At 40.1% G+C, this 12347-nt stretch carries 9 protein-coding genes; all 9 read right to left on the minus strand.

What is annotated here, in order from left to right; genetic code table 11:
* Nucleotides 1-3111 carry a SpaA isopeptide-forming pilin-related protein gene (locus DOK79_RS02950; protein ID WP_206855252.1) on the minus strand — a complete coding sequence of 1037 codons (3111 nt, stop codon included), beginning with the start codon at nt 3109-3111 and terminating at the stop codon, nt 1-3.
* 215 nt (nt 3112-3326) lie between these two features.
* Complete coding sequence (locus DOK79_RS02955) at nt 3327-3770, minus strand: PTS sugar transporter subunit IIA (RefSeq protein WP_206855250.1); 444 nt, start codon at nt 3768-3770, stop codon at nt 3327-3329.
* Between the two features lie 13 nt (nt 3771-3783).
* Nucleotides 3784-5814, minus strand: coding sequence for a BglG family transcription antiterminator (locus DOK79_RS02960; RefSeq protein WP_206855248.1), 2031 nt, complete (start codon nt 5812-5814; stop codon nt 3784-3786).
* Entirely contained in the window at nt 5765-7426 is a 1662-nt protein-coding gene (locus tag DOK79_RS02965) for a PTS transporter subunit EIIC (RefSeq protein WP_206855328.1), read from the minus strand. Before DOK79_RS02965 ends, DOK79_RS02960 begins: the two co-directional genes overlap by 50 nt.
* 367 nt (nt 7427-7793) lie before the next feature.
* Nucleotides 7794-8681 (minus strand): ribose/proton symporter RbsU, encoded by an 888-nt coding sequence (rbsU, locus tag DOK79_RS02970; protein WP_206855246.1) that lies wholly within the window; start codon nt 8679-8681, stop codon nt 7794-7796.
* Between the two features lie 17 nt (nt 8682-8698).
* Nucleotides 8699-9094: a D-ribose pyranase gene (gene rbsD / locus DOK79_RS02975; RefSeq protein WP_206855244.1), complete on the minus strand. Its 396-nt coding sequence runs from the start codon at nt 9092-9094 to the stop codon at nt 8699-8701.
* Between the two features lie 22 nt (nt 9095-9116).
* A complete protein-coding gene (gene rbsK / locus DOK79_RS02980; RefSeq protein WP_206855243.1) occupies nt 9117-10025 on the minus strand; it encodes a ribokinase in 909 nt (302 codons plus the stop codon).
* Between the two features lie 226 nt (nt 10026-10251).
* A complete protein-coding gene (gene manA / locus DOK79_RS02985; RefSeq protein WP_206855241.1) occupies nt 10252-11208 on the minus strand; it encodes a mannose-6-phosphate isomerase, class I in 957 nt (318 codons plus the stop codon).
* Between the two features lie 44 nt (nt 11209-11252).
* The gene (locus DOK79_RS02990; RefSeq protein WP_206855239.1) at nt 11253-12272 is read right to left on the minus strand and encodes a serine hydrolase domain-containing protein; all 1020 of its coding nucleotides are present in this window, start codon (nt 12270-12272) and stop codon (nt 11253-11255) included.
* Between the last annotated feature and the right edge of the window lie 75 nt (nt 12273-12347).

Raw genomic sequence — 12347 nt, forward strand, 5'->3', positions numbered from 1 at the left:
TCACTCCTTTTTTTGTTTATAGAATACAACGCCACCTATTCCTAGAAATAGGGTACCTATCCCTACAAGAAACGAAGAGCTCCTGCTGTTTGTTTTCGGTAGTTCTCGAGTGTTTTCCTGCTTTTTAGTCTCTTCTTTTTTCTCTTCTTTTGGTGTTTTGAAGTGAACCGTTTGTTCCTTATTGGTTAAGTCATCTTCTCTGGCAACTTCGTTTTCTTGCTCAGGCTCATAGTATAAAATATGCGTGGCAATCAATTGGTCCTTATCCTTTAGCGTATTGGCTTTCAGTTCAAAAAACACTTCAAACTGATCTTCTTTACTCTTTGCTGTATACGTTGAGATTGCTTCGGCGATGAGTTCTTCTGTGCCAACTTTGCGATACTGCGTCACTACGGTATATACATGACCGATTTCGATGGCTGCTCCTTCGACCCAAACCACATCTTTCAAGCGATTGTCTTTTGTCGGATCAAGTTCCTTGGTTCCATCAATGGAGGTGAACAAACTCGTTAAGGCTAATTTTTCTCGTTCGTTATAAGCTTCTAATACGATCAACTCCCCATCTTTCTCAACAGTCACTGAAAAATCAACCGGTTCTTCTAATGGTAAGTACCCTTCTAAGGGCTTTCCTTCGATCAATTGATACTCTCCATAAGGCAAATCTCTTACGTCGATTCGGCCTTCTTCATCCGTTAAATATTCCTCAATGAATTGAAGTGTTTGCTCGCCATTTTCTGCTTTTCCTAACTTATATAAACCAAATGGTACATGCGCCAAAGGAGATTCATTCAACCGATCCCGCTTGATCAACGCAATCGATTGCCTTGCTAAACGATTCGGAACTTCTATACGAATCAACGCGTGATGGTGCTCTGCCGTTACACTGAAAATCAATGGTTCTTCTATTGGCAGATAACCTGCTGGTGCTTTGATCTCATGAAGCTCATAGCGATCGACGCCCCAAGGTAGACTCTCGGTTGTGACTAGTTCTCCTTTTTGATTGGTTTCAAAAATCTCAGTTTTTTCTGTATCATTCGGACGGGTCATGAATACAAATGCTCCTTGACCCTCATTTGCCCAAGTATCAAAAATCTTGAACTGTGCACCTGCATATGGGATTTGTTCACCTGTTTCTTGATCAATCTTGATGAGATGTACGCGTGATTCGATGATTTCATCTTCTAACAAAAAGAAATGGGTATAACCTTCCTCACTGATCGTCACTTCAAAAGGTTCGATGATCAAATAGCCATCTGTTCCTTTTGTTTCGGCAATCGTATACGTATCATAGGGTAAATCTGTAAATTTGAAATAGCCATTTTTTTCAGTGATTTGGACATATTCTTTTCCTGTCGCATGTGCGGAGGCTGTCAGCTCAATGCCTTCAAGTGGTGGTTTCTGGTTCGTTTGACTAGTTGTCAATGCTTGTAATGCCTCGAAGATAGAAGTAGGGATAAGTGGTTTTGATCCAAATTTATACCCTTCAATATGACCTTTGATGACACGGTCTGTGACTGTTTTTCGATGGATAGCTACTGTTTCATTTTGTCCTGCATAAGTCAAATGGATCGGGTAGATCGTCGGATCTAAGTTATAGCCTTTTGGTGGAATGATTTCTTGTAAATGATAGGTTCCTAGTTTCAATCCTTTGAGCTCAGCTGATGCCTGCCCATCCATCTCTTCCATCGTCAATTCAGCCACGGTTCGACCATCTTCATCCGTTAATTTATAAACTGCTCCAATCAACTGAGCACCTCCTTGAGGCAGATCACCGGTTTCTTCGTCTTCTTTAATAACAATCAAATTGGCGGTCTGTTCCTGATTGTCTAACGTGACACTGGTCAATTCATTCACTTTTACAGTGACTGTCTGGGGGGCTGGATTTAAAACATAGCCGTCTGGCGCTTTGATTTCTTGGATCGTAACGATCGTATCGACCAACAAATCATGCCAAATAGCAATTCCTTCGACATCTGTCGTCAATTCTTTTTGCTGTCCTTCTGAAGTCGTGAAACGAAAAACAGCTCCGGCTAATGGTTGTTTCGTTTGTTGATCGACTTTTCGGATAGCTGCATGGCCATATTTTTGTACGCGAAGCTGAAAGGAAGTTCTTGTGAGCTGTGGCACTCTGCCTACCACCATATTTTGTGTATAAGGGTGTTGGTACACGACGATCGCGCCTTGATAACTACTAGGGATATGATAATCAAATGCGATCTCGCTTGCTTCTGGTGCCTCTTTAGTCGCAGTAACGGTTACTTGATTCCCTTGCTTTTCAATGGTGACTCCATTGATTGATTGCACGGGAGATGAGGCATAATTTGAAAATGCTCCAGACGTATCGGTGAATGTTTGGCTTTCGCCGACTTTTACATTCATAACATGTCCATGAAAACTAGGTTGGGTATAGAACCGTTCCACTTGTTCCATCACTGTTCGTTTGAATGTTTGATAATCACTCATGGTCAAAACGCCGGAGATATTGATAGGTGTGATCCCTTGTTGCTCCCAAGCAAGTAGTTGAGTCATCAACTCTTTTTCCATCGTGTAAGTTGTCGCAATGACGCCATAGTACTTGATCAAAGAGATTTTCTTTAATAATTCTGTATTCTGGATACTTGAAGTGTAGCCATTATTTTCACCGATATTGAGAGCCACACCCTGCTCCAAACATAGAGCAATCTCACCATTCACTCGTTTTCCGTACCACCCGTATTCTCTGCCACCGTTTGATAGCTGGATATCAATATTAGGGATATGGATCGCTGGATCAACAACGACACTTTCATTGGCAAATGGGTCAAGCAATCTTGGCGAGCGTTTATGAATCGCCTCTTCGATATAATTCGTAGAGCCTATGGTGATCAATTTTCCGTTCGGTCCTTGGATCAGTTGGTGGTCTTTCTTGAAGTTTTCCCAAGTGTCTTCTTGTGCGGTTGGTTGTAAGCTCGTGCGTGTCATATAGTTGGGGAAAGATGCAGTGATTGGTTGATAGGCGGGGACACCAGTCAACGTTTCTGCTGAGACTGGTATGCCTTTTACTTGAGTCATCATAGAAAATAAAATGATGAGTGGTAAAATCAAGAATAGCAAGTTAGAGTATCTCCTCATTTTTTAGCTCCTTTCATTTGATAAAGTGGTCGCTTGATCTTGTAAAGTGAGAAAGTTGATTCAATCACCCAGCTGTTGCTTATTGAAATCAAGTAAGAAATCTCACTTCGTTTCGGAGCACCTCCTTCACTATATAATTACGATTTTGGCGAGATTCTCCCAAAAAAATCGAAAAAAAATGACCAATCAAATGATTGGTCGTCGCGTATTTTACGTCAAAATTCCTCAGCTTGTTTTAAAATCTGTTGGATTTCCACTACTGTTTGTGCATCACTCAATGCCATTACTTGATCGACATCGGAACAAAAGAATGCAAGTTCTTGTAAACTTGTTAATTGTTGGTTTTCTCTCATGATCACAGCAAACAAAATCGTTGCGATCTTTTTTTCACCATTTATCCCGAAATCAACGCCATCAGGCACTTGGAACAAAAAAATACCTTCTTCAACAATCTGTTCATCTTGTACTTTTCCATGAGGGAGTGCCACAAAATTGCCGATATAGACACTTGTTGCTTCTTGACGGGCAATCATCGCATCGATATATTCCTTTTGGATGACTCCTTTTTCCAGTAACTGCTCGCCAATCGTTTGGAGCGCGTCTTCCCAACTACTAAACTGTTGGTTCAGCCAAATGTGTTCCGTTGGAATTTCAAGCATCTCTATCCCCCCTTTATTTTTTAATTTCGTCGATTAAAATTTTAGATAATAACTGATAAATGATTGCTTCATTACCTGAACGAAAAATTTCTGTATTCAAGTCGTTCATGATCAATGCACCGCTGATTTTTCCAAGTAATTTCCCTGTGGCTTCGTCAATCGGGGACGGTGCTAACATCACAAGCATTCTTGATAAATCGACTTTTGTTTTATCCATTCCTTCAATTTCTAATACCTGTTTCAATTGAAAGATACAAAATAATGGTGCCGTGATCTCAGAACTAGACGTATGGAACAGTCCCATGTTGGTATGAGGTAATCCAATTGGCGCTTGTTGATATCTTTTTATTAAACGATGAAAAACTTTGTCCTTATCTTGCACCAATCCTGTAGGTAAATAGTCAAAAATACTGTTTAAAGTCGCTTCGACTGTTGCTGGATTGTCTAGCTCTTGAATGAAGAAATGCTGGAGTAATCGATTGATTTTACTCATCATCGATACCGTCTCTTCATACGTATCTTCGATAACCGTAGGCTGATCGCCTAACCGGACGTTTGCCGTTCGGTGTTCGGTCAAACGTGCAAATTCTGCTTTTAATTGCTTGATTTCTTCTTCAAGAAGCAATGGTGAAACCAACAGATATTTCCCGTCATAGCCACTTAAAATCGAAGTAGAAATGACCAGGTCATATTCTTCTTCTAAATTGATTTTCTTTAAATCAGCGATTCGATAAAAATGGATGTGTTGAATAAATGGGAAATATCTTTTTAGTTTTAATTCAAGCATGCTTGTCGAAGCTAAGCCACTAGGGGAAAAACCTGCGATTTTGATCGTACTGTCCTTTGGCGTTTTTTCCAATGAGTTGGCAAAGTGAAGAACCATATAAGCAATTTCTTCTTCAGATAGTTTCTTTTCTTGGAAGATCCGTTCGATTCCTTGACGGATTGCTTGTGCAATGTCTTGATACTGGACCATGATTTTTTCTAAGATTGGGTTAGTCAACTGCTCTTCTTGAAGGACTGCTCGAGAAAATACGCCTGATAAATGCGTCAACAACATTTTGTATAGTGTTTCATCTTGATAAAATGGATTATTCGTTGCTTCACTCACGACTTGGATCAATTGCTTCACAAGATAAGCGAGCTGCGTATCAAAGGTTTCTTCAAAGAAATCCTGATCAAACGAATTGGAGAAATCATTTAACATACTAGCAAAAAAGACGATTTCATTTACTGGATAGAGTTGTTGGGTCTCCTTTGCAATTTTGGAAAATAAAGCTTTTGCAATACGTAATAACTCTTTATTTACTAGCCCTGTGTAGGTTTCATTCGTTAATACTTGATTTTGTTTGACACGATCGATCGTGATACTGAGGATCAAAACTAAATGTTCCAATTTACGGTCACTTAGCTCTTTCTTTTGCTGAACCAATTCTTCACGTACTACTTGACGCGCAAGGAGTAAACTCTCTGTCGTGATGAATTGAAAAAAGAAATTGGTTGTCTGCTCAAATTGCAGCAAATGAAATACTTCATATGCATTGATTTCCAACTCTAAGATATTTGCAATCAATAATCTTCGATATTTTTCTGGTCCAGTGATTTCATAGCCACGGTTGCGCGTGATCGTTAATGGAAGTTGTTGCATACTTGTTTCCAGTTGCTTGATATCAGCATAAAAAGTCGTGTTACTAATCAAATACTTTTCTAAAAAATAACCTAAAGATAAAGGTTCCTTGGTGAGTAATATTTCCAATAAAATCGCATGTTGTCTTTCAGTTGTCGATAATTCCAACTCTGTTTCATTTACTAGTTGACGCAGTTGTGCCATTGTTTCTGGTGTTGCTTCAATCGCAAATGAGCCACGCGCTATTTTTTTCAATGAAGCATCTGCTTCGTGTAAAGATTGCTCTAGCTGCTCCAATTCACGATACACGGTACGTTTGCTGACACGTAAAACATTGACCATTTTTTGGATGGAAACGGGTGTCGGACTATTGATGAGTTCTGTCAATAGTTGTTTTTCTCTTGGTGACAAATACATCCTTATCCACTTCCTTTACTAATGATAGATACGATTTAGTACTGACAAAATGATCAATGATCAACAAATGATCCACGAATTGTTCAAGCTGATACGCTTTTGCCAAGCTTTCACTCGCAAGATAGATGGCTTCTTCCTCAGGTACCAAATCTTCAACAGCTGTTTTTTTCACGGTTAGATCGATTTGATATTCTTTTGCTAGATCCATTAAAATCGTCATCCCCATCGTTTGGGAGCCTCGCCGCTTTTCTTGATACAGAAAAACAACTGTGATTCCCTCTTGTTTTTTGATTTCTCGTTTCTCTTTGATCTGTTCTTCAGCGATCGTTTGATGGAGTTGTTGTTTGATCAATGGTAGATACGATTCAACTTCTAAAAAATGCTCAACAGCAATGAGCTGGCTCTCTTTCGCTTTTTCTTTTGCTGTGGGGAGAAGTGCTTTTTGGACGATCACCAATTGTTTTTCATGATTCCTTAAATCGTAAATCGATCGATAATCAATAGGCATGTTTATCCCTTGTGCCATCAGCTTTTTCTTCAAAATAGCTGCGCCCATTGCGCTAGAACCCATCCCAGCATCACAAGCAAAGATGATTTGATTGATTGGTTCTTGATTCATCGGTTGGCTCCTTTCCGGAATGACTGACTCCCCAGGTTTTCTTTTTTCCATGAATAGTAGGGCACATATAAATGTAGCAAACGCACTGAGGACAATCCCCAAAATGACACCTGCAAATTGTGAAGGTGACGTATTTGCTAAAATAATCACCAATGATCCTGGGGAAACGGGTGCATTCAAACCACTGTCAAATAGTTGGAACACAAACGTTCCTGTTGCCCCACCGACCATGACTGCAAAAAAAAGAGCGGGTTGCATCAAGACAAAAGGAAAATAAATCTCGTGGATTCCTCCAATGGCTTGGATCATCAATGCACCGCCTGCTTTGAGACTTTTTTCTCGATCAGCAGCAAATAAAAATGCACTTAAAATCCCTATTCCAGGACCAGGATTGGCTTCCATCAAAAATAGAATCGAATGTCCTTCCTGTTGCGCCATTTCCATCCCTAAAGGTGTCAAGATCCCATGATTGATGACATTATTCAAAAAGAAGATTTTTAACGGTTCTAGTACTAAACTGACGACGGGCAATAAATGTTGCGCAATAAGCCAATGAACAAAGCGACCAACATAGGATAAGCTTCCTTCCACAAGTGGTTGGATCACTAGTATGCCTAAAAGACAAACAACACCACCAATTAGTCCAATCATCAAGTTATTCACTAACATCTCATAGCCAGGTTTGACTTTAGGGACCAACCAGCGATCTACCCGATAAAAAATGCCTCCCGTAATCAGACCGATGATCATCGCGCCAAATATTTGTGGCAGATCAGAAACGACGACCATCCCAATAACCGCAACACCGCCTGCTACCGCCGCTTTTTGATCAAAAATCTTTGCCCCAGAATAACTGATCAAAATGGGCAGTAACAGATAGATCAACCAGTCAGTAACATGAACCAGTGTCTGTTTTAAATCCCCTGATGTGATCGTTGTCAGAATCGATAACAAACCCCAAGCAATAAAAATACTAAGATTTGGCATGATCATTTGTTTAAAATAATGTAATAACTGGCGAAATCCTTTCAATTTCGAGCCATAATGAGCAGGAAGCGCATTCAAATTCTCCCCCACGTTGACCACCTGCCCTTTCTTGTTCAGCAGACTGCGCTTTCGCTTTTTTCAGATAGCTCTATTCTAACAGTTTCTGTTATCTTTTTTCCACAAAAAAAATTGGGCAAGTAACATCTGTTACTGCCCAATCTTTGAAATAGGATCTATGGTGAGGTGGTGATAAGCAGTGATTAGCGAAGATGTATATTTTTGATCACCGTTTATCGAGGTATTTGTCTAAATTGTAATAAATCTTTTATTCGATTCTAGAAAATGATCACTACTTGATGACACTGATTTTTTCTTAAATAAGAACAGTCATTGTGGCTGCTACTAAAATAAGGACCAAACCAATGATCGTGACGGTCATTTCTTTTTTCGTTTTCTTTTGTCCTAAGAACCAGATACCGGTCAATGTTGCTAGAACGACCGAAGTTTGAGACAAGATAAAGCCAGTAGCTAACCCATTCATATTAGGTTGAGCTGAGATCAAATAAGTCAAAGCGGCAAAAGCGAAAAAGAAGCCAGAAAAAATTTGTTTGTAAGAAACAATTTCAGTGAAAGCTGATTTTTCGTGTCCTTTCATACTTAATACGGCCGTATAGATGACTGCTACCAAAACCATACCGATTGCTTGTGGCAAGAAAGCGTGCATTCCATCGATCGATGTTGCTTGAGGTGCGGCTGAATATGCCCAATAACCAATTTCACCGACTGCTAATAATAAAACAGCTTTCTTCAATAAACTGCTGTTTTCCTTGGTTTTTTTCTCGGTCCAAACAGTCATCCATGCGCCTAAAATTATCAAGACCAATGCTAAGCCACCAAGCACTTTAGCTGTTGTTCCTGGCCAATTGCCTAACGCAAACACGCCCCATAAGGAAGCTCCTAGTAGTTGAAAAGCTGTCGTGATCGGCATCGCGCGAGACGAACCAATCAACGTGAAGGATTGGAAGGTAATGATTTGAGCAGTTGCCCAACCAACACCTGAAAGAATAGAAAACACTAGATCCATTCCAGATGGCAATGCCATCCCATTGATCATGGCAAAAATAAGTGCAAATATCAAAGTTCCTATCGTTGATCCTAGAATTTGGTTTACAGGACGGCCGCCGATTTTCGAAGCAATCGTTGGATAAAGCCCCCACCCTAATAATGGCCCTAAACCGATCAATAATGCTGTTGCATTCATTCGTTACATCTCCTTTTTTAGAATACGACGCCACTTTCTAATAAAATATTCGCATACGGCGTCATTTCACCTGTGCGAATAAACGCGTGACAATTGTTTAACTCTGCTTTCATTTCACTATGTGGGATAAAAGTAATCGGTGTATCCGGCATTTCTTTTTGGATTTCTGAAAGAATAGCAGGATTCTCTTTTTTGATTTCTTCTGCTAAATAAATGCGCTGTACAGCTAATTCTGATAATACATTGCGTAAAACTTCCATAAAGCTAGGAACACCTTGTGTGACTGCCAGATCGATTTTTTCAGTCGTCATCGGTACAGGCATCCCTGCATCCCCAATGCTTAATTTATCAAAATGTCCCATTTGAGCAATCACTCGTGAGATATCTGAATTGATTACTTTTGTTTTCTTCATTGTTGTTTCATCCTTTCGTCAATCAAATTAATTCATGTTTATACGGAATCGAAGGTTGTGCGCCAAAACGTTGAACCGTTAAAGAAGAGGCTTGATTTCCATAGCGGATGGCTTCTTCTAAGTTACTGAAATCTTTCGTTAATACACTACTCATCGCTCCGATAAATGTATCACCGGCAGCCGTTGTATCCACCGCATGGACTTTAAAAGCTGGCACGATCCCACTTGCACCATCAGCAATATCGTAGTAGGCGCCTTTGCTGCCGATCGTAATGATCACGGCTTCAATTCCTAATCCATGAAAGACTTGTGCCGCCTCTTTCAAACTCTTTTCATCGGTAATGGTAATACCTGTTAAGATTTCCGTTTCTGTTTCATTTGGAATGATCATGTCTGTCACTGCTAATAACTCGTCAGGAACGTTTTCTAGAGCAGGTGCGGGATTCAAAATCGTTCTCACTCCATTAGCCCGGGCAATCCGGAATGCTTCGACCGTTGGTTCTATAGCGCTTTCAAACTGGGCAATAATAAAATCGCTTTTTTGGATGATTTCTTTATTTTCTTGAACTTGTGCTACGGTAAACGCGTTGTTTGCACCAGCATGGATCATGATGCTGTTTTCGCCTTGATCATCAACAATGATATAGGCTTGACCAGTCGCTTGATTGTCTAATGTCGCTACACCACTTATATCGATTTCTTCTTGTTCAAGCAATTCTGTCATCGTTTTTCCTGCTTCATCTCTTCCAACGCCACCAATAAAGTAAGTTTTTGCATCAGAACGTCTGGCAGCAACAGCCTGATTCGCTCCTTTACCTCCGCCAGCTGAAAAAGTTTCTTTCGTGTGGATCGTTTCACCCGGTTTTGGCATGTAGGTCACACGAATCGTCCGATCTAAATTGATACTTCCGATAACTGTAACAGTATTCATCGTTTCCCTCTCCTTTTGGAAAAATCTTTAAAACGTTTTATTAAAACGTTTTAACTCTACGACAAGAATATAACATACTTTGTAAGTGATTTCAAGAAGTGATATTTTTCCAATGAAATTTCATTCACTGTCTTTGGTTTATTGATAAAAAAAACGAGGACCCCGAAAATTTGAAAATCGATTTTCGGGGTTCTCGGAGCTGAACACTTCTGTCACAACTTTTTTCCTATTCTTTTTCTCCTGGTTCAGAAGCGATGATCGACAATTCGCCTTGAACTTTCCACTCTGTGATATCGCTTGGTAAAATCGCACTTGTTCCTTTTTCTAACGGATATGTTTGATTGTCTACGACCAATTCGCCTGCCCCATCGATCACTGTCATCAATGTATAAGGCGCTTGTTTTTTGAAGGATGTGATTCCTTTGATGTCCCATTCGTAAACATTGAAAAATTCTGTTTCCACATAAGTCACGATCGAAGAGTTTCCTTGACGGATCTCTTTGATCTGCAATTCAGGGGCTTGTGCTGGCACGGTTGTCACATCGATCGATTGTTGGATGTGTAATTCTCGTGTGTTCCCTTGGTCATCTTTACGATCATAATCGTATACACGATAAGTCGTATCTGAGCTTTGTTGTGTTTCTAAGATCATGATCCCTTTACCGATGGCATGGATCGTTCCACTTGGAACATAGAAAAAATCACCTTTTTTGACAGGAACTTTTTTCAACAGATCATCCCAGCGACCGTCTTTGATCATTTCAGCTAGCTCTTCTCGAGTTTTTGCATGGTGACCATAAATGATTTCTGCTCCTGGTTCCGCATCAATGATGTACCAGCATTCTGTTTTTCCTAACTCGCCTTCATGCTTCATACCATAAGCGTCATCAGGATGTACTTGGACAGATAGATCATCTTCTGCATCTAGGATCTTGATCAATAAAGGAAAAACAGGTTCCGTTGGTTGACCGAACAATTCTTTATGTTCTTTCCATAGATCATCTAATTTCCAACCTTTGAATGGGCCATTTTCAACGACACTGACGCCATGAGGATGTGCGCTGATCGCCCAATCCTCTCCAATTTTATCGTTTGGGATATCAAAGCCAAAAACACTACGTAATCGACTGCCTCCCCAGATTTTTTCTTGAAAAACAGGTTTTAAAAATAATGGTTCTTGCATACGTCAAACTCCTCTCGATTTTCAATGCTATTATAGCATTATTTTCAGTGTAACGCTTTCTCTTCTAAATAAATTTCAATGATTTCATCGCGACATTGAAGATATGCTTCACGATGATCGTTTGGATGCAAGCGATTCGATAAAAAGATGAACGCTTCTTGGTCGATCGGATCGATCAGGAAAAAGGTTCCTGTATACCCTGTATGGAACAATAGTGGATGTCCATCTTTTTTATCTTGTTTTAGATCCCATCCTAGTGAACGACCACCTTTTCCAGTCGGGGTATGATCCGCTAATAACGAACGGATCGTTGTTTCCTCTAAAAAATGGCCTGCATCAAGTTTGCCATAACGGAGATACATTTGGACGAATTTCTGACAATCCGCCAGATCAATAAATAGACCTGCATTTCCCGCATGTTCTGCCAATACTCGCGCTTTTGGATCATGTGTCAAGCCATGGATCACCTCACCAGAAGGGAGTTGTTCAGTCGGAACGATCTTTTCTGAAGGACGGGGTAAGAACAAGCTGTTCATCATGCCTAATGGTGCCAATACTTGTTCTTCAAAAAGCACGACTGCATCTTCTTGAAAAATCTCCTCTAACATCAAGCCTAATAAAATCGTGCCTGCATCCGTATAACGGACGTCTATCCCTAATTGATCGCCAGGTTGAAGTTTTAAGTAAGCTGCAATCAACTCGGATTGTGAAAGACGATCTCGATCCGGAATAAATGTTTGGATGTCTGAGGTATGCGTCAACAAATGACGAATCGTGATCGTTTGATTCTCAAAAGTTGGCAAATACGTATGCAACGGTTCATCTAATTCGATTTTTCCATCTTCGAGCAATCGCAAGACAAGACTTGTCGTTGCTATCACTTTTGTCAGTGAAGCCGCATCAAAGAGTAAGTCTTCTGTCATCGGTTTAGTTGTCGGAATGATTCGTGCATCACCTGCGATCACCTTTTCAACCTCTTCTCCTTTGATAAAAGCGGCAACGATTCCTGGGTAATATCCCTCATTCATTTTTTTTAGTATCGCTTCTTTTGTTTTAGGGTACATAGTTTCTCCTTGTTTGTCTCTGGATGTACTTATTTTTCTATCCAAGCATAATTCTTTCTTCGATCAGAATCAATT

It is taken from the genome of Enterococcus sp. DIV1094, assembly GCF_017316305.2.
GTDB lineage: Bacteria > Bacillota > Bacilli > Lactobacillales > Enterococcaceae > Enterococcus_B > Enterococcus_B mangumiae.

Coding starts and splice junctions, on each gene's coding strand:
- DOK79_RS02950 (WP_206855252.1), bottom strand. CDS start 3,111: ATGAGGAGATACTCTAACTTGCTATTCTTGATTTTACCACTCATCATT.
- DOK79_RS02955 (WP_206855250.1), bottom strand. CDS start 3,770: ATGCTTGAAATTCCAACGGAACACATTTGGCTGAACCAACAGTTTAGT.
- DOK79_RS02960 (WP_206855248.1), bottom strand. CDS start 5,814: ATGTATTTGTCACCAAGAGAAAAACAACTATTGACAGAACTCATCAAT.
- DOK79_RS02965 (WP_206855328.1), bottom strand. CDS start 7,426: ATGATCATGCCAAATCTTAGTATTTTTATTGCTTGGGGTTTGTTATCG.
- rbsU (WP_206855246.1), bottom strand. CDS start 8,681: ATGAATGCAACAGCATTATTGATCGGTTTAGGGCCATTATTAGGGTGG.
- rbsD (WP_206855244.1), bottom strand. CDS start 9,094: ATGAAGAAAACAAAAGTAATCAATTCAGATATCTCACGAGTGATTGCT.
- rbsK (WP_206855243.1), bottom strand. CDS start 10,025: ATGAATACTGTTACAGTTATCGGAAGTATCAATTTAGATCGGACGATT.
- manA (WP_206855241.1), bottom strand. CDS start 11,208: ATGCAAGAACCATTATTTTTAAAACCTGTTTTTCAAGAAAAAATCTGG.
- DOK79_RS02990 (WP_206855239.1), bottom strand. CDS start 12,272: ATGTACCCTAAAACAAAAGAAGCGATACTAAAAAAAATGAATGAGGGA.